Annotated in this window: 13 protein-coding genes and 1 pseudogene; 10 read left to right on the top strand and 4 right to left on the bottom strand. The window is 64.2% G+C overall.

All coding sequences use genetic code 11. The features are described 5' to 3' along the window. The 4 genes and pseudogenes from NI18_RS01580 to NI18_RS22845 form a co-directional block, all read left to right on the top strand. Positions 1-597 (top strand): annotated as a pseudogene (locus tag NI18_RS01580) (hypothetical protein); the annotation flags it as partial. A gap of 382 nt (positions 598-979) precedes the next feature. Next, complete coding sequence (locus tag NI18_RS01575; RefSeq protein WP_031441284.1) at positions 980-1,900, top strand: VOC family protein; 921 nt, start codon at positions 980-982, stop codon at positions 1,898-1,900. Positions 1,901-2,650: 750 nt separating this feature from the next. Continuing rightward, the gene (locus NI18_RS01565; RefSeq protein WP_128082016.1) at positions 2,651-3,070 is read left to right on the top strand and encodes a DUF6265 family protein; all 420 of its coding nucleotides are present in this window, start codon (positions 2,651-2,653) and stop codon (positions 3,068-3,070) included. Continuing rightward, positions 3,067-4,983 carry an alpha/beta hydrolase-fold protein gene (locus tag NI18_RS22845; RefSeq protein ID WP_084214940.1) on the top strand — a complete coding sequence of 639 codons (1,917 nt, stop codon included), beginning with the start codon at positions 3,067-3,069 and terminating at the stop codon, positions 4,981-4,983. The genes NI18_RS01565 and NI18_RS22845 overlap by 4 nt, the downstream gene beginning before the upstream one ends. Before the next feature lie 280 nt (positions 4,984-5,263). Here the strand turns inward: NI18_RS22845 and mgrA are convergent, their stop codons facing one another. Next, complete coding sequence (mgrA, locus tag NI18_RS01555) at positions 5,264-6,340, bottom strand: L-glyceraldehyde 3-phosphate reductase (protein WP_037527585.1); 1,077 nt, start codon at positions 6,338-6,340, stop codon at positions 5,264-5,266. A 146-nt stretch (positions 6,341-6,486) separates the two neighbouring features. Beyond that, positions 6,487-8,454, bottom strand: coding sequence for an alpha/beta fold hydrolase (locus NI18_RS25425; RefSeq protein WP_084214938.1), 1,968 nt, complete (start codon positions 8,452-8,454; stop codon positions 6,487-6,489). 269 nt (positions 8,455-8,723) lie between these two features. Between NI18_RS25425 and NI18_RS26210 the strand changes: the two genes are divergently transcribed. The 4 genes from NI18_RS26210 to NI18_RS01535 are packed head-to-tail and all read left to right on the top strand — an operon-like array spanning position 8,724 to position 11,668. Beyond that, positions 8,724-9,092 carry an SDR family NAD(P)-dependent oxidoreductase gene (locus NI18_RS26210; RefSeq protein WP_306286164.1) on the top strand — a complete coding sequence of 123 codons (369 nt, stop codon included), beginning with the start codon at positions 8,724-8,726 and terminating at the stop codon, positions 9,090-9,092. Continuing rightward, entirely contained in the window at positions 8,989-9,699 is a 711-nt protein-coding gene (locus NI18_RS01545) for an SDR family NAD(P)-dependent oxidoreductase (protein ID WP_306286163.1), read from the top strand. The genes NI18_RS26210 and NI18_RS01545 overlap by 104 nt, the downstream gene beginning before the upstream one ends. After that, on the top strand, positions 9,696-10,196 hold the full coding sequence (locus NI18_RS01540) for a DUF427 domain-containing protein (RefSeq protein WP_037527583.1): 501 nt from the start codon (positions 9,696-9,698) through the stop codon (positions 10,194-10,196). The genes NI18_RS01545 and NI18_RS01540 overlap by 4 nt, the downstream gene beginning before the upstream one ends. Continuing rightward, positions 10,190-11,668, top strand: a complete 1,479-nt coding sequence (locus tag NI18_RS01535) for a deoxyribodipyrimidine photo-lyase (RefSeq protein ID WP_037527581.1) — start codon at positions 10,190-10,192, stop codon at positions 11,666-11,668. Before NI18_RS01540 ends, NI18_RS01535 begins: the two co-directional genes overlap by 7 nt. A gap of 388 nt (positions 11,669-12,056) precedes the next feature. Here NI18_RS01535 and NI18_RS01530 read toward each other — a convergent pair whose 3' ends face one another. Together NI18_RS01530 and NI18_RS01525 are read right to left on the bottom strand one after the other, a co-directional pair. After that, positions 12,057-12,656: a hypothetical protein gene (locus tag NI18_RS01530; protein ID WP_128082015.1), complete on the bottom strand. Its 600-nt coding sequence runs from the start codon at positions 12,654-12,656 to the stop codon at positions 12,057-12,059. 58 nt (positions 12,657-12,714) lie between these two features. Then, positions 12,715-16,002 carry a TonB-dependent receptor gene (locus NI18_RS01525; protein ID WP_052148914.1) on the bottom strand — a complete coding sequence of 1,096 codons (3,288 nt, stop codon included), beginning with the start codon at positions 16,000-16,002 and terminating at the stop codon, positions 12,715-12,717. Here NI18_RS01525 and NI18_RS25420 point away from each other — a divergent pair. Both NI18_RS25420 and NI18_RS01520 read left to right on the top strand, forming a co-directional pair. After that, positions 16,001-16,177 carry a hypothetical protein gene (locus NI18_RS25420; protein ID WP_197975285.1) on the top strand — a complete coding sequence of 59 codons (177 nt, stop codon included), beginning with the start codon at positions 16,001-16,003 and terminating at the stop codon, positions 16,175-16,177. The two genes, NI18_RS01525 and NI18_RS25420, sit on opposite strands and share 2 nt — an antisense overlap. 209 nt (positions 16,178-16,386) lie before the next feature. After that, a complete protein-coding gene (locus NI18_RS01520; RefSeq protein ID WP_342211167.1) occupies positions 16,387-17,949 on the top strand; it encodes a tryptophan halogenase family protein in 1,563 nt (520 codons plus the stop codon). Positions 17,950-17,974 lie beyond the last annotated feature (25 nt).

Genomic DNA, 17,974 nt, shown 5'->3' with positions numbered 1-17,974 from the left:
CCCCCTCCCGAAGATCTTGGCGATCTCAAGCTTTATCGCATACCGACGCCCACGACCGTCGCCGCACGCGCGCAAAAGCAAGTTGCTTTGCTCTTTCAAAAGGGCGTGCCGGTCGATCGTCGCTACCGACGCGCGGTGTATCCCGGCCAGCAGCTCGACGGCGTGCCGACGTCGATCGTGCTCGTGATGAAGAACGATACACCTGGCGGCCTGGGCGTGCCGATGCCAGCCGGCAGCACCGCACTCTACGCCGAGCGGGCTGGCGGACGCCTGCTGCTGGGATTGGGCGCGGTCACCGACCGCACGGTTGGCGAGACGGTGCGCCTAGCGGCAGGTATCAGCAGCCAGGTTATGTTGACCCAGGCTATCGTTGCGTCGCGCGTGCCGATGGCGGCTCCGGGGGACGCATTGTCGCGAGAGGTCGTGCTGACGGCGACTAACGCCAACCCTTTTCCGGCGACGCTCGACGTCCCGATCGGAGCGGCGGGCCAGGCGATCGAGGCCGATGACAAGGCGCTCAACCGAACCGACGGGATCCTCACCTGGTCGCCGACCCTGCCGCCGGGCGGTCGCGCCATTTTGCGTTACCGTTACTGACCGGCCCGCTTCGACCTCCCAGGTCGGGCGATACCGCATTCGCCTGATTTCAAGATCTAAATAGGGTCAGGAAGCGTGTACTGGTGGCAGCTACAATGCCTCGCCGTCCCCGCCAGTTGCGGCACATGAATGGATGACAGGTTTCGGCGAGCGGAAGGGGCGTTCGGAACGTCGCCTTTTGGGTCCAAAGAGCGGCGGTGCGGGTCAGTGTTCGGCACCAAGACCGCTTCTTGTTCCTGCGCGGCACCCTAGCAGATAGCGGCATCAAACTCCTCGGCAACAGTATCGACAAGGACCAACACGTGAGCACGTGACAGCGTCGGCATCGCTCCCTACGCTGCCAGCCACGGCCCGAAACGCGGCCGGGTGAGGAGAGGCTGCCATGGCCCGTCGTATCCCAGTTCTTGCCTGTGCAGCTGCCGCTCTGCTCGGGGCCAAGGCGCCGCCGGGTCCGCGCCCAGGCATCACCGGCGTTTCGCACCTCGCTATTTATGCTCGGGACATGGCAAAGTCCGAGCACTTCTACACGCATGTGCTGGGCGCCCGGAAGGGTGCGGACCCTGAGAACCCGGCCGGCGTCCGCTACTATCTAAGCTCGCGCCAGTTCGTGGAGGTGCTACCCGCACCCGCCGGACAGGGGCCCAGCATGCTGGCGCACGTCGCCTACTCGACAACGGACGCGGCGACGCTGCGGGTCTGGCTGGCCGCGTCAGACGTCTCTGGCCTCGGCGCGATGCAGCGCTCTACCGAAGGGGATCGTTGGTTCGCCCTGCGCGATCCAGAAGGCAACGGGATCCAGTTCGTGCAATCCGCGAGCGCTGACGCCAACGCTGTTCCCAGCGCGATTAGCGGGCGCATCATCCACGTCGGCTACGCCGTCCACGACCGGGCCAAGCAGGACAGGATGTACCGCCGCCTGCTCGGCTTTCGGCCGTACTGGTATGGCGCATTCGAGCCCGACAAGGTCGACTGGGTGTCACAGCAGACGCCCGACGGGCGGGACTGGCTGGAATACATGATGATCGGTCCGGGTTCGGGCGTGCCGGTGAGCAAGGTCGACGCCCGCCAGCTAGGCGTACTTAACCACCTATCCTTGGGCGTTCCCAATTTGCAGGCCGCCGTCACGACGCTGTATCGGGAAGATCGCCTAGGCCCGCGTCACGACGGTCCACAAATGGGCCTGGACGGCAAGTGGCAGGCCAACCTCTACGACCCCGACGGCACGCGGATCGAGCTGATGGAGTTCCAGCCTGTGACCAAGCCGTGCTGCTCATCCTTCACGGCCGAGAGCCCGACCAGGTAGGTACTGGCGACGTTGAACGAAGGGCAGAAAGACGGAGTAAGGAAGCGGGGTTCGAGTGACCGCATCTGGATCATGGCGTAAGGTCAACCATTAGAGAGGCATATGGGTCGGATATAGCAAATGGTTCTCGGGGCGGATCGGCATGCGGATTCTATGGATCAGGCATGGAAGAGCAAAGGGAAGTCTGCCGGCGATGCTGTTCGGCCTAATCGCTGATCGTCGCACCGTAAATCGGATCGCGGCCACGCACGGGCTGAACCGCCTTGCGTGCTTGTTCGAACCGCTCTGCTGTCGTCTGACCGGGCGGCTCTTGGCGGGCGACGGGTCGGCCCACGGACGCCGACGCCGTCTGCGTCTGGATCGCGGAAGGAACGGCTAACATGCCGTTAGTCGGGCCGGCGCGGCGTGTACCGCCGTCGGTCATAGCCGCGTTGGTATCAGCCGTCGATATCGCGAGCCAATCGACGGCTACCTTACCCGCTGATCCCGCTTAACGATCCGCTGGACCCGCCCGGCGAAAATCCATTGCCGGGAAACCCCGTTCCGGGCCCGTATGCCGCTCAACCAAAACAGGGGGTGGGCATGGGGTTGAGGCACAGGGCATATGCACCTTTCAGGTTTCCGACGGCGGTAATCGCGCTGGCGATCCTGTTCCACGCAAGCCCTTCATCGGCGCAACTCGCCAACCCCCGGGCCATGATCAAGCTCCACGCTGAAGGCCGCCAGGCCCCGCGTGCGACGATCGCCGACATGGCGTGGATCGAGGGCCACTGGATCGGCGACATGCCCGATGGGCCGGTCGAGCATGTGCTTCTCAGTCCTCGCTTTGGGCAGCTTCCGGGCTTCGTCCGCGCGTTAGCTCCCCAGAACCTGGCCTTTTACGAGATCGGCGTGTTCGTCGAGATTGGAAATTCGCTGACTCTTCGGGTCAAGCACTTCACGCCGGAACTCGCCGGTTGGGAAGCGCAGGCGGCTTATATCGACCGTCCGCTGGTCGATCGCGATTCGACCAGCTTCTACTTCGACGGCGCGACTTTCTCGCGAACCGGGCCGGATAGCTTCACGGTCTATTTTCTCAATCGCTCGGACGGCCAGGAACGTGAGACACTCGTGATTCCCTTCCGGCGTACATCAGGCCCCGCGCGGCGAAGCGATGGAGCACCGTCATGAGCGCGCTATGCAAGCTTTACGCCGTTGCCTGTTGCTTGCTGGCGCTGTTCGTCGCTCCGGCGATGGCGCAGCCGCAGGACCGGCTGGTTGTCAGCACGCTGCAATCGACCAGCTTCGCCGGCAGCAAGATCGGCATTTCGCCAGTCCGCAACCTCACGGTCTACCTGCCGCCGCGCTACGCCGAGGCAGGCAAGCGATTTCCCGTCCTCTACTTCCTCAACTATTTCTTCGAAGATCACCGCGAACCCTTCGCCAGCCACGGCGCAAAGGCGTTACTGGACAAGGCGATAGGGCAGGGTCTGATCGGCGACGTCATCGTCGTGACCGCCGACTTCACGACCCCCGCGGGCAGTTCATGGTACGTGAATTCGCCGGCGACGGGCAATTGGGAGGATTTCATGGTGCGCGAGCTGGTGCCGCACATCGATGCCACCTACCGCACGCTTCCTACCCGGGATTCGCGCGGGATCGCGGGGGACGGTCCGGGGGCGTATGGCGCGATCCGTTTCGGCATGCGCCATCCCGAAATATTCGGCGCGGTCTATGGCATGCAGCCGGTGGCGAGCGGGCCGAATATCCAGCCGACGCACAGCCGCCCGAACTTCGAACGCATGGCGCGCGCGACATCGCTCGACGATCTGCGGGACGACGGCTTCTCGCTGATCTTCACGTCGATCTATCAGGCCTTTTCGCCGAACCCCAATCGACCGCCGCTGTTCTTCGATCCACCGGCGCGGCGTGTCGACGGGCGCATCGTAGTGGACAGCGACCGTACGGCGCGTTTTAAACAGGGATTCGCGCTGTCGGCCTTGCTCCCCGCTTATGCCGACAATCTCAAATCGCTGCGGGGCTTCAAGTTCGACTGGGGGCGTCAGGACACGCTGGTCGATCATGTCTATGGCGCGCAGGCCTTTTCCAATCTCCTCGCCGAATATGGCGTGCCGCATGAAGCCGAGGAGCATGGCGGCGGCTTTCGCGACCGGCATTGGGGCGAGCAGGGGCGCTTCTACACCGATGTGCTGCCCTTCATCGCGCGGCACCTGTTGTTCGGACCTCCCGCGACGCCGACCGAACGCGTCAACGCCGCACACGGAAAGCTGCGCGAGTCGATACTTTCCAACGATGCCGATGCGCGCGCCGCGCTCTACCGCGCGGACGCGCTGAGCATGCCTGAATATCAACCCGCGCTGCATGGCACCCGCCAGATTGCCGCCTATCACCGCGCGATGCGTGAACGGCGGCAGGTGGTCAGCTATGTGCCGGTCGCAAGCGAAGTCTTCGACCTGGGCAACACACTGGTCGAGATCGGAACCTTCACGATCCGCTGGTCCGACCGCGCCGACGAGGAGCGGGGAAAATACGCGCATGTCTGGGGCGTCGAGCGGGACGCAGCCCTCAGGCTCAAGGCCGACACCTGGGGCTATTTCCGCCCGCTGGCCGATTCCGCGGGCTTCTTCACCGCGATCCCGGAGCCGTCGTCCTCGCCCATCCCGCTAGCCGCAGGCGATCGGTCCGTGGGCGAATTGCTGCGAGCCCATAACGACCGCGACGCCGAGGCCGTGCGGACCAAGGATGTCGAGGCGAAGCTCGTGGATTATACCGGCGACGCCATCTTCATGCCCTTCGCCGATACGCCCAAACGCGGCATGGCCGAGATCCGCCCCTATCTGACCGCCTATACCGCAGCGGGAACCGGCGCGACCTTCCGCGACGTGCGGGTCTGGACCCTGGCGTTCGAGAACCACGGTGCGTGGGTAATCGAATATCCCAAATTCCGCGTCGAGTGGACCGCGGGGGGCCAGTCCGGCACCGTCACGGGCGGCGGCATCCGGCTCTGGCAGCGTCAGGCTGGCGGCTCGCTCAAGCTGCATCGCCAGATCGGAACGCACGACTATGTCGTCCCGGCCCGGTAAGGCGGCGCCCCGCTTGGTCCGATTGGCGGCAGGCATTCCGCTATCAGCCTGACATCGGAGCTCTTCGTTCGAGGCGGGCATTTACAAGCGTAGCGAGGCGCTCAGTTCACGACGGGGCAAGGCTCAATTAACGTGGTTTGCTCAAAGAGATTACGGCATCGCGTATTCCAGCAATTGTGCGCCGCTGTCGGCGAACGTAACCGGGCATGAACGGATGTCTGAAGGTAGGGCGCGCAAACGCCGCCTGGAATGTCCTGAAGGCGGTCGTCCTGACCGTTGTTCAGGCGGGCACTCCTTGTGCTGCCGGCAGAGCAGTGATGTCAGATGATCCCGACCAGAGATTGACGCCGCCATCGTCGGCCGCGTTGTCGATCGCGGTGAGTTCGTCGGCGGAGAAGTCGAGCGTCTTCAGCGAGTCCAGGGAATCGTCGAGCTGTTCGACCGTGCGGGCGCCTATCAGCGCCGACGTGACGCGCGGGTCGCGCAAGACCCACGCGATCGCCATCTGGGCCAGGGTTTGTCCGCGCTCACCTGCGATATCGTTCAGGGTACGGATGGCAGCAAGGTTCCGATCCGTGAGCAAGGCCTGTGACAGCGACCCGTCACGGGTGGCTCGCGCATCCTGCGGGACGCCCTGAAGGTATTTATTCGTCAGCATGCCCTGCGCCAAGGGTGAGAAGGCAATGCAGCCGACGCCCAGCTCCTCCAGCGTCGCCAGCAGATCGCGCTCGATCCACCGGTTCAGGATCGAATAGCTGGGCTGGTGGATGAACAGCGGCACCTTTTCCGCGGACAGGATCTCGGCCGCACGGCGGGTCAGCCCCGGTTCGTAGGAGGAGATGCCGACATACAGTGCTTTGCCTTGTCGATGGAGTTGCACCAGCGCGCCCATCGTCTCCTCGAGCGGGGTCGCGGCATCCACCCGATGCGAATAGAAGATGTCGACATAGTCGAGGCCCATTCGCTTGAGGCTCTGGTCGCAACTCGCAATCAGGTATTTTTTGGATGAACCGACATCGCCATACGGTCCGGGCCACATGTCCCAACCCGCTTTGGTCGATATGATGAGTTCGTCGCGATGGGCCGCGAAATCAGAGGCGAGGACGCGACCGAAATTCTCTTCGGCCGAGCCATAGGGCGGGCCGTAATTGTTGGCCAGATCGAAGTGGGTCACGCCACGATCGAATGCCCGCCGCAGGATGGCTCGCCCCGTCTCGAACACATCCTGTCCTCCGAAGTTCTGCCACAGCCCCAGGCTGATTGCCGGCAGCCTCAGGCCGCTTCGGCCGGTGCGTCGATAGGGCATGCCGCTGTCATACCGGAGCGGCGACGCGACGTACGGACGGGGAAACGACATTGGTGACTCCTTGTAAACGTCTTCGATGCGCAACGCGCTAACCGTTTTGGCGCAGCGTGCATCGCTCTTCTGAACTGCCTCGATCGCGTTGGGCAGGTGCGCGATGCAGCGCTGCAGTTACGCGCTCAAGGTGCACTAACGCTGGCCTAGATCAGCCATTCAAAAGCACGCTTCAGTCGGGCCGCACCATTGGTATCGAACGGCTGACCATGAGCGAAGATCACCCGGTCCGGCTCGAGCGCCACCATCGCTCGCACCGCGTTTCTGGCGTCCGCGCCGCCTAGCCGTACTGGTAGCCGAAGGTACCGTGCGGTCGTGCCGTCCGTGGCAGCGGAGACCTGCATCAATAGCCGCGTGACAGGCGGCAGCTTGTCAGGATCGAGGTTTTCGATGAGGTCGACGAGTACGAGCGTCCTGGTCTGCCGGTGGAAGAACCAAATCTCGTTGAAGCCAGCCCCTGCCGGCACCATGCCTTGATCAAGCGTGTCCGACCATTCCGCCGGGGCCGTGCCACCGAGTTCGGCATCGAACCGCACCGACGATGCGCGGACCTGTGCCCGGTCCCGCAGTCCTGGCGCAGCCCAGGTGGTCGCATCCGGGTAGGCCCGTTGCCAATCGGCAATGTAGGTCCAGTGCGCGATGTTGGGGGCAACGAGATGCCGTACCCGTCCCAGCGCTTCGATCGCCTTGGCCAGCTCGGCCGAATAGGGGGTCGGCGAATGCAGAAGGAGATCGCCATTTTCGAGCCGGATGATCGTCATGCGCACGGGCAGCGCTATCCCCATCGCGTTTATTGGTCCGCTGTCGACGATCCAGACACCCTCGGCAAAGACTTTCGGGACATCGAGTGGCGGGTAGGTCGCGCGATGCCGGGCTTGGGTATCGTCCGGGCGTCGATGACTGTCTGCCAACGTCCAAAATCCAAGGGCGGCAACGCCGACGACACCCGCCGCGCCGGCGATCCGACGCCGTCTGCGCGCCTTCGCGGACGCCTGGTCGGCAAAGAAGCGTCGCATATCCGCCAGCAGGAGCCCGGGCTGTTCGAGCGCCGCGAAATGGCCGCCGGCCTCCATCTCGCTCCAATGGACGATGTTGTAGGTCTTGCGCGCCTGCGAGCGCGGAGGAGGCGGGAAGACGGGGTCGGGGAAGGCTGCGACGCCGGTCGGCACCTTGATACGGCTGCCTGCCGGAAGTTCGCCCGAACCCTCCAGCATGCGGCCGCGATACATCCAGGTGGACGTGATGAAGGACCCCTCGACGAGGTACAGCATGATGTTGGTGAGGAGCGTATCTTCGTCGAACGCCTGCCAGAGATCGGGCCTACCGTGTTCATCACGCGGCACGTCCGCCCAAGCGCCGAACTTCTCCAGAATCCAGGCAGCAACGCCGACGGGGCTGTCCGACATGGCAATGCCGAGCGTCTGCGGACGCGTACCTTGTTCGTGCGCGTAGCCGGTTTCCTCTTTCGCCAGCGTAGCACGTCGGGCCGCCCAGGCGAGTTCGTCGGGCGTCTTCGGCGATATGTCCGCCGCCTGAAGGAGAACCATGTTGAGGTGCAGCGCGGCCACGGCTTCGAAATGATCGTGCGCCATCCAGCTCCCGATCGCCGCGCCCCAGTCACCACCTTGCACCAGATAGCGCGCATCACCGAAAAGCTCGGTCATCAGACCGTGCATCAACGCGCCTGTTCGGCGCGGTCCGATCGGCGCGGCAGGGCGCCCGGAAAAGGCGTAGCCCGGAAGCGAGGGCACGACGATGTCATGGCCGTCGGCGACCAATGGCGCGATGAGCGCCTCGAATTCCATGAACGAGCCCGGCCAGCCATGCAGCAGGAGCAGGGGTGGGCGCGACCCATCGCCCCGCGCATGAATGAAGTGAAGCTTTTCGCCCAGCACCTCCGTCGTGAACTGGGGTAGAGCATTCAGCCGACGTTCCTGCGCGCGCCAGTCGAACCGCATGCGCCAATGGTCCACGAGCCGCTTGAGATCCGCAAGCCCGACCCCTGACGTCCAGCTTCCGGCGTCCGGCAGCGCGCCCCAGTCGAACGATGCGACCTTGGCGTTGATGCCGGCGAGCCGCTCGTCGGGTACTGCAATCGTAAAGGGCTTTGCCATCTCGTGTCCTTGCGTTCCAAGGGCGCGCGCCCCGTCTCGAGCAACACCAACGCACGCACCTGCGTCACGTTCAAATCGACCGGCATTCCGTAGTGAGAGCACCTCTCGAAGCTCGAGCCCGATACGGTGAGATCGGTTCTGCGGCGCGCGTGGGACACCGCAGCGCCTTCAGAACGTTGAGAGGCTATGCATGATGACAGGCCAGCCCATCCGACGCGACAGCGTCCTCCCGCCGACGCTGTGCTGCCAAGCACCCCGAGCATGGTCCAATGAGCGCGGACCAACCACTCGCTGGACACCGGGTGGTGATCACCGGTGCATCGAGCGGTATCGGCGCGGCTACGGCGGTGGCCTTCGCGGCGGCGGGCGCACGGGTCGTTCTGGGTGCCCGCGGCAGGGAAGGGCTGGACGACGTGGCACGCCGCTGCGCCGCGGCGGGCGGGAACGCCAGCGTACGACCCGTCGACTGTACCGATGCAGCAGCGGTGGCGACATTCGCTGCCGAGGCCCGCGCCTGCTCGGTGGCATCGACCTGTGGTTCAGCTGCGAGGCGTCGGCGTGCTCGGCCGGTACGAAGACGTGCCGATCGCAGACCATGCGCGCGTCGTCGACGTGAACCTCGTCGCTCACATGAATGATGTGCATGCGGTGCTGCCGATCTTCCTCGCGCGGGATCGCGGCACCTGGGTCAACATGATCTCGGCCGGCGGCTTCGTCGCGACGCCGTATGCGGCGGCCTATTCGGCGAGCAAGTTCGGGTTGCGCGGGTTCAGTGCGGCACTCCGCGGCGAGGTGTCGAAGCGCCCGCACATCCATATATGCGACGTCTGTCCGACCTTCGTCGACACGCCCGGCGTCGACCATGCCGGCAACTATACGGGCGCACGGCTCTCGTTGCCGCCGGGTTCGCTCGCACCCGAGACGGTAGCGAAGGCGGTCGTGGGGCTCGCGACGCGACCCCGCAATCTCACCGCAGTCGGCGCGCCGGCGATCGCCTTCAAGCTGGGGGAGTTCGCGGCACCGAACCTGCTGGCGGCGATCCTGAGCGGCTTCCTCGACACCTGGTCAGCGCGCGCACCCGACGGCGACGACAGCGACGGGGTATTGTTCGAGCCCGGCGTTCCCGCCGGTCCGGATGGCGGGCGGCGCGATCCGCATCGGGGGCGCAAGGTCGCAGCTGCGACGTCCGGTATCGCGGTCCTCGGCCTTGCGGGTATCGGCATCTGGCTCGGTCGTCGCCGGTGAGCGACAACGACCGCGATCCTTCACGCGCGCCCGGCCAGGAGAGCGTGTGGCGCTTTCCCCGCCCGGCCGTTGCCGAAGCGAGCGAGCGGTGGATCCGCATCGAGCATCGCGGCGTCCTGGTGGCCGATACGCGCCGGGCTGTTCGCACGCTTGAGACCAGCCATCCGCCAAGCTGGTACCTGCCGCCCGACGATCTGAGCCCAGGCCTGCTTCGCCGTTCGGAGCGACGCTCGTTCTGCGAGTGGAAGGGCTACGCAGTCTACTGGCACCTGACGATCGGCGCCGAAGTGCTGCGCGACGTGGCGTGGAGCTATCCGGAGCCGACGCCGGCCTTTGCGGTATTGCGCGACCATGTCGCTTTCTACGCCGGTCCGCTCGATACATGCACGGTGGACGGCGAGCAGGTGGTTCCGCAACCCGGCGGATTTTACGGCGGCTGGATCACGTCGGACCTTGTGGGGCCGTTCAAAGGCATACCGGGCAGCATGGGATGGTGACGGCCGTTCTGCCTGCCGGTCTTCGCGACTGGCGAGAAGCCCCGCGCGTGCGGGTGCTGAACGACCGCGCGGTGAACGTCAGCGGCCGTTACGTCCTGTGCTGGCTGCAGCAGGCGCTACGAGCGTGCGACAATCCGGTGATCGATGCGAGCATTCTGCTCGGCAACGCGCTCGGTTTGCCGGTCCTGGTGTACCACGGCGTGCGCGAGGATTATCCCTATGCCTCCGACCGGCTGCACCACTTTATCCTGGCGGCGAGCCGCGACCTTGGTACCGGGTGCACGAAGCGTGGTCTGGCCTGCGTTCACCACGTCGATCGGGCTGGGCACCGCGAAAAAGGTCTCGTGCACCGGCTTGGCGCCGATGCGGCGGCGATTGTGCTGGAGGACCAGCCGACCTTTGTCGCCCGCTGGCAGTCCGATAGGGTCGCTGCCCGCGCCGCGGCGCCGGTCTATGCGGTCGAGGCTGCGTGCCTGGTACCCCCGGTAGTGCTGGGCGGCGACATCCGTGGACGATCGGGGTTCCTGCGACGCCACGAACCCGAGCGCTCCAACTGGGTAGAGACGGAGGAGGCGGTGCCGGAACAGCCCGCTTACGCCGGGACGCTGCCCTTCACGCCGGACAGGTTGGACACATGCGATCTCGACGCGCTGGTGACCAGTCTCGCGATCGATCATACGGTGCCGGTCAGCGACCTGCACCCGGCTGGCCGGAGCGCGGCAGAGGAACGGCTGCGGTGGCTGGTGACCGAGGTGCTGCCCGGCTATGCCGCAGCGCGCAACGACGCCACGCGCGCGGACGGCGCCAGCGGATTGTCGCCCTATCTGCACTTTGGTGTGCTGGGCCCGGGCGAGGTGATGGCCGCGGTCGTCGCGGCTGATGCAGGTAGCAGGCACAAGGCAAAGTTCGCCGACGAGCTTCTCGGATGGCGCGAGTGGTTCCACTACCAGGCGCGGGATCAAGCCGCGCCGGAGCGCTACGACCGCGTCGCCGGCTGGGCAGTCGACACGCTCGCAGAGCATGCCGCCGATCCCCGACCCGAGTTGGAGACGTTGAGCGCGATGCTTCACGGCGAAACGCGCGACGAGACCTGGAACGCCTGCCAGAAGCAGTTTCTCGTCGACGGCTGGATGCACAACAACCTGCGGATGTACTGGGGCAAACGCATCATCGCGATGACGCCCAGTCCGGAAGCGGCATGGTCTACCGCCTGCTATCTCAACGACCGGCTCAGCCTCGACGGTCGCGACCCGTCGACCTACGGCAACATCGCCGCGACGTTCGCGGGCTCACCATCGGACCGCGAGCGACCGATCTACGGGCGTGTCTCGACACGCGGCGACGGCTCCACGCGCCGCAGGGACGGCGGCGACGAATGGCTCGCTGCGGCAGCGTCAAGGGCGGTGCCGCGGGTATCGGTTCCGGCGGAGGTGCCGGTCGATCCGTATCTCACCGGCGAGCCGACTGTCTGAGCGGTCGTTCGGCAGGGGGGGCTTTGACCTGCAGATGCGGCCGAACAAACGCCTGCATTCCCGGCCTCTCTGCCATAGCTTCCCATGCGTCACCACCGCGCCCGTCTTCAGAATGCCAATGATTTGCTGCTTTACCCGTCCATTCCGAGTGCGGATCCCGGTTCCAAATCGAGGGGAAAAACGGGGCGCGTCTCATCCGGCGCCCGCTGGCTTTCTCTTGCATTGGTTTGTCAGGATCGCGGATAGTCGATCGCCGAAAGTCGGAGCCGCCCGACCCGACCGAGCCTGCGTCCCACGAAAACGGGGCGGCCGTGCGCCGCCCCAAGGGGGGGTGTGTTAGCGACCAATGTACCGGTCGATCGAGGGTGTCCGATCGGCACGCTGCTCGTTATTTGCGTTTTCCCCGTATCTGTTCGATCACGTCCGCAGCAGCATAGATTGTCGGCTGCACGTTGAGTCCTGGGAATGTAGCCTGGTCGCCCGATCCCATCTGGATCACGACCGTGGTCTGTGCAGACTGGCTCGGACGCCAGCGTTCCAACACCTGATAGGGAACGTCACCGCCGCCAAAACCACCCGTCGTAGGGCCATTCGGCACGGCTGCATCGGCCACCCCTGGAGGGCTGCCCGCCTGACTGGCCGACCCCATCGAAGCGCTGGCGCCGGTCCCTGTTGAGAAGCTCGGGCCGGTTTTGTCGCGCAGGTCGGAGCCGCCACCGGCAGCAAGGTCGCGCGTCTCAGCCTTGATGACGGCGAACCACTCCTTACCCGCATCCTGGGTGAGTTCCGCCGCCCGCAACATGGCGAATTTGGCGACATCATCGGGCTTTGCGCCTTTTGCGCCGGTGTAGACGATGGTCACCCTGCCGTCGGCGGCAACGGACGACTGATAACCAACGTCACTTGCCGCCTTCGCTGCCTTATACCCCTTTTGCGCAGCAGCCGGGGTGCAGATCAGCGCCGCTACTATCAGGACTGCATATTTCATCATGCCCTCCATCACGAAAGAAGATCGGGACGGTTTCGACCGTCCCGATCGCATAGCCTCAATACTGCAACAGGATGCCGAAGACGATTCGCCGATCGTTCAGGAAACTGAACCGATCATACAATTGTCCGCTCTGGTCGATTTGCACGCGCGCCTTGCTCTTCGTGTCGAGGATGTTGGCGACCGACGTGCGCAGCGTCAGGGGGCCGATCCTGTATCGAACCGAAGCGTCAAGGAACCCGGCCGCTGAATTGTAGACGGGGTTGCCCGTCACATAGTCGCGGTAGGTCGTGAGGTATTTCGAGCGCCAGTTATACGCCAGACGCATCTCGAGCGCGGAGTCCTGATAAATTCCAACGACGTTGAGGATGTGATCGGATTGTCCGAGAAGATCATCGACGCCGAACCGGAAGAAGGTCGTCTGGTCATCGACGTTACCGTCGCCATCACTGTCGACGCCGTTCGCAGGCGGTGTCGTCGACGAGTCGATATAGGTATAGTTTCCCTGGAAGCCGAGATGGCTCAGCACGCCCGGTAACTTGTCGAAGAACTGCTGGTAGCTGACCTCGATGCCTTTGACCTTGGCCTTGGCCTGATTCACCTGCCCGTTGTAGATGATATTGACGGTCTGCCCGTCAAGCGTCGTCGTTCCCAACGCCAGATCGCCATTCGTGACGATATTGGACAAGCTCTTGTAGAATCCGGCGACGGAGAAATATCCCCCGCGGAAATAGCGCTCGATCGAGAGATCGAAGCTGTCGGCCGTGGTTGGTCGCAGCAGCGGATTTCCGCGATTTACGCGGATGTCGCCTGCCGTGATGTTCTGCGCACCCCGATCAATGCCGAACAGCGGGTCATTCTCATCGGTGATCGGCGGGAAGTTCACGCGGTTCGTGGTCACGACATATTCCTGCGACGCGCGCAGATCCTGTACGTTCGGCCGGCTTAGCCCCTTGCTGTACGCGAACCGGACGAGTTGCTGCGAGTCGACATTCCAGCGCAGGTTGAAGGACGGAAGCCAGTTCTCGTTGGTCTGCTTGAAGCTGATCGGTACGGCCGCCTGAGCGCCGTACGCGATCGACTGGGGCAGGAAGTCCGCGGGATCGTCCCGGCTCTCCGCATCATCGGTTCTGGTCCGCTCAAGAACCCCGTCGCCATCGGTGTCGGCAAACGCCGGTGTCTGGGCATCGGCCACGAACGGCCGGAACGCCTGGAACCCGGTCGATCGCAATTTGGTGCGGACATATCGGACGCCGAAGTTTGCGGCGATCGACATGCCGTTGTCGAACTCGTGCTTGAGATCAAGGCGAGCGTACGCGTTCGCCGTCTGCTCCGTGATATTGGACGTGTCCTCGGGGCGGAATATGGGGACCCCGAATTTACTGCCGTCGTCCGTACCCCTGGGCACCCAGTTGTAATTGCCGTTGGCCAGCTGCGGCTCTGCGTTCAGATATTTGCGGAATGCGGAATAGTCGTTGAGAAGTGCGGAGTTCGCAAAGACGAAGGTCTGGTTCGGCCCTTCGACCACGCCGCCCCGGAAGAAGTTGGCGAAGCTGATGGCTTCTGCAGCCTTGGTGGGCTCCTGAAAGGTGCCGACCACGCCGTAACCGCCGCGACCATCCCATGCAGGCGAGATTGCACCCCAGTTCAGCGCCATTTCCGAGTTCGTCTGGCTCCGCTCGGAGTAGCGACCGCCGAATTTGACGCTGTCGAACCAGCCGGCAAGTCCGTCACTCCCCGACACGTCGTACGCGGTATCGGCACGGAAGGCGTAGAGATCGCCCTTGCCGACCTGGAACTGGTCGGCCGCGAATTGCCAGGTCGCGCCGTTCAGATCGCCGGACGATGTCGGCGACGCGAGCGGATTGGCATCGCTGTCACCGCTGAAGCGCGTATTGCCCGGATTGAAGCGATGGGCCGGGTTGACCGAAAAGGCGATCCGCGGGTTATCGAGATCGGGCGCAATCTGCCAGTCGAGATAGGTGTTGAAGCCGCCCCAGATCTGACGCTGCCGTGCGCTTGCCTTGGTATATTGCCCGTCGACCGTCACCAGGAGGCGTTCGGTCGGCTGCCACCGCAGATTGAGGCTGAAATCCTCGGTCTTGCTCTCTTCCGTCCTGCCGATGCCGAGCGATCCGACCGGCGATCCCACCGCGCCCGTCCAGGCATCGATCCGGTTGGTGACGAAGCCCGATTCCATCAGACCGCCGCGAATTGGGATCAGCGTCTCGCAGTCGCCAGGGTTCGAGGGGAAGCCGCCCGCGCCGCTGCACATGGCGACACCATCAGATCCGAAGCCCGGCTTGACCTTGAGATTGCTGATCCCTGCCGTCGTGCCCGTATCGTGCTCGGGGAACCACTCGAACGTCCGCTCGATGCTGTCCGTGTCCTCCTCAACCCGGATATACTTGGCCGTGAGTTGCAGCGTATCATTCTTCCACTGCAGCGCGCCGTAGTAGCTTCGACGATCACGATCGACGTCGTTCGTACGCAACTGAAATCCCGGCGTCGTACCAAGGATGCGTGACGGATCCACGCCCGTGAACTCGGACAGCTTCGCCGCGCCGGTCAGGCTTGTCTGCGGAACGTTGCCGGTCGCGTCGAGGACGCGCGGAAACGGCGAATTCTGCTGCCAGCCGTTGATACGCGAACTCAGCTTTGACCGCGAAACCGACGCTACCACGCCGAATTCACCGATCCCCGTCTTCCATCTGCTGCCGCCCGTGATGCTGCCCGACGGCGACGACTTTTTGCGAAGGTCGGTGTAGGTATTGTCCGCCGAGATTGCGAGAAACGGCTTCTGGCGATCGAATGGTTCCAGGGTGCGCAGGTTGATCGTGCCGCTGATGCCGCCCTCGATGAGATCGGCCGTCTGGTTCTTGTACACATCGACTGCGCCGATGAGCTCCGGCGGAATACTCGAGAAATCGAGCACGCGCCCGCCATTGGCGCTGAACGCGTCGCGGCCGTTAAACTCGGAGCGGACAAAGCCCAGACCGCGGATCAGGTTGCCCTGGCCTTCGGGTGAGGGGAAGTCGGGTGACGCGCCGCCGGTCGCGAACCGCGAGATCGTCACGCCCGGGACGCGCCCGAGCGCCTCTGCCACCGACAGATCGGGCAAGGTGGCGATGTCGGAGGCTGTGATCGAGTCGACGACCGTGTCGGCGTTGCGCTTGATGTCCTTCGCGCTTTCGAGTGCGGCGCGGATGCCCCTTACGACGATGTCCTCGGTCGTCGTCTCGTCGAGCTCGGTCGTCTGAGGCGCGGTCGCCGGGTCGGTATCCGGCAAACCGGATTTCGGCGGCGAGGTCTGCTCGTTTGCCGGTGACGAAACCGTCTGGGCCATGGCTGGTGACCCGATCAACGCTATCGAGAGCGCCGAAGTCGAAAGCAGAAAGCGCTTGGTCGAGCTTGATAACGCCGGAAAAACCGAATTTTGCATCACAGCATCCCCTCTTTGTCCGGTTTGTTCCGGGCTTCCTCCTCACCTGCGCCAGCTTCTGAGTGATCTGAGCTTTTGAGCTCTTCATCACGACCGGTCGTCAAATGTAAGAGTAATGCTACGTCCGCTTTCTGCGACAATCAAGACCTGAATATTGCGACAGAATGCTTGTCTTTTAATCACTTGCCGACGTTCGCGACCGCGCTTGCCTTCCCGAGCTCAGGCTTTAATCAGGCGTAAGGCGCCAATAGGCGCGGGGAACAGGAGGGGCAGCGGCGATGCCATATTGTGGTGCACCCGCAAGATACGTGGTGGGCGTTCGTGGCAGAACAGTCTGACATTAGCAGCATCTGCATTGTCGGCGGCGGCACCGCAGGATGGATGGCCGCGGCCGCCCTGGCGGCCAAGCTGGCGGGCCTCCCGATAGCGATCACTTTGGTCGAGTCGGACGAGATCGGCACCGTGGGCGTTGGCGAAGCGACGCTGCCGCATATTCGAGCATTCAACCTCGCGCTCGGCATCGACGAAGCGGAAATGATGCGGGCGACGGAGGCCACCTACAAACTGGGGATCGAGTTTTGCGACTGGGGCCGCCGCGGCGATCGATATATCCACCCGTTCGGGGATTTCGGGCCGACGACCAACGACGTGCCCTTCTATCAATACTGGCTGAAGCTGCGCCAATCGGGAGACCGGAGCCGGATCGACGAATATAGTTACCCGGTCATCGCCGCGGAGCAGGGCCGCTTTCGACGGCCCTCTGGTGACCTGGACGCCGTCGAGTCGACCTTTGGTTATGCCTATCAGTTCGACGCGGGGCTCTATGCGCGATTTCTCCGAGGCTTTGCCGAGAAAAGGGGGGTGTCGCGCACCGAGGGGAGGGTGGTCAGGGTCGTACAGGACGGTGAAACCGGCTTTGTGCGCGATGTCGTGCTGACGAACGGCACGACGCTATCCGCCGACCTGTTCATCGACTGCTCCGGATTTCGCGGACTGCTGATCGAGACCGCCCTGCAGAGCGGCTATGACGATTGGAGCGCATGGCTGCCGTGCAATCGGGCGATCGCGGTCCCGACGCAGAGCAATGGCGCGCTGCGCCCGTTCACCCGGGCGACCGCACGCACCGCCGGGTGGCAGTGGCGGATCCCGCTGCAACACCGTGTCGGCAACGGCCATGTCTATTGCAGCAGCTTCATTTCCGATGACGAGGCGCATGACCAGCTCGTTGCCGGGCTCGACGCACCGATGCAGGCTGAACCGCGCCGGCTGTCGTTCACGACGGGGCGGCGGCGCGAGTTCTGGAAAAAGAACGTCGTGGCGATCGGGCTGGCAGGCGGCTTCCTCGAGCCGCTCGAGTCGACGTCGATCAACCTGATCCAGGATGGCATCACCGAACTTCTCGCGGTCTTCCCGGACAAGGGATTCGCGGCGCGCGACATCGCGGAATATAACCGCCGCATAGGCCTTCACTATGAGCGCATCCGCGACTTCCTGCTGCTGCATTACGTCGCAACGCAACGCGACGACAGCGAGATGTGGCGGCATTTCCGCAACCTCCGCCTGCCCGACAGTCTATCCGAGCGGATCGACGCGTGGCGTACCCGCGGTCACCTGATCCAGTACGAGTTCGGCCTTTTCCTGTCGCCGAGCTGGGTCGCGGTGTTCCTGGGTCAGAATCTCGTTCCCGACCGGCATGATCCGCGCGTCGAGAGCATGAGCGTCGATGCTCTGACGGCAAGAGCAATGGACGTGCGCGCGAGGGTAGATGCTGCGGTACGGCGGACACCCGAGCACACCGCGTTTATCCGGGAAAGCGGAGGAGCGGCGCGTCTGGCCGTTGCCGGGGCTTGATCGACGGACCGGGGTCACCTGCTGC

The organism is Sphingomonas sp. Ant20 (genome assembly GCF_000783375.1).
Lineage (GTDB): Bacteria > Pseudomonadota > Alphaproteobacteria > Sphingomonadales > Sphingomonadaceae > Sphingomonas > Sphingomonas aerolata.
The sequence above is the reverse complement of the archived record's forward strand: the minus strand, read 5'-3'. Positions and strand labels throughout refer to the sequence as shown.

Bases quoted from the DNA above. Each gene is read 5' to 3' on its own strand.
- NI18_RS01565 (WP_128082016.1), top strand. From the start codon at position 2,651: ATGGCGTGGATCGAGGGCCACTGGATCGGCGACATGCCCGATGGGCCG.
- NI18_RS26210 (WP_306286164.1), top strand. From the start codon at position 8,724: ATGAGCGCGGACCAACCACTCGCTGGACACCGGGTGGTGATCACCGGT.
- NI18_RS01530 (WP_128082015.1), bottom strand. From the start codon at position 12,656: ATGAAATATGCAGTCCTGATAGTAGCGGCGCTGATCTGCACCCCGGCT.
- NI18_RS25425 (WP_084214938.1), bottom strand. From the start codon at position 8,454: ATGGCAAAGCCCTTTACGATTGCAGTACCCGACGAGCGGCTCGCCGGC.
- mgrA (WP_037527585.1), bottom strand. From the start codon at position 6,340: ATGTCGTTTCCCCGTCCGTACGTCGCGTCGCCGCTCCGGTATGACAGC.
- NI18_RS01575 (WP_031441284.1), top strand. From the start codon at position 980: ATGGCCCGTCGTATCCCAGTTCTTGCCTGTGCAGCTGCCGCTCTGCTC.
- NI18_RS25420 (WP_197975285.1), top strand. From the start codon at position 16,001: ATGGCTGGTGACCCGATCAACGCTATCGAGAGCGCCGAAGTCGAAAGC.
- NI18_RS01525 (WP_052148914.1), bottom strand. From the start codon at position 16,002: ATGGCCCAGACGGTTTCGTCACCGGCAAACGAGCAGACCTCGCCGCCG.
- NI18_RS01535 (WP_037527581.1), top strand. From the start codon at position 10,190: ATGGTGACGGCCGTTCTGCCTGCCGGTCTTCGCGACTGGCGAGAAGCC.
- NI18_RS22845 (WP_084214940.1), top strand. From the start codon at position 3,067: ATGAGCGCGCTATGCAAGCTTTACGCCGTTGCCTGTTGCTTGCTGGCG.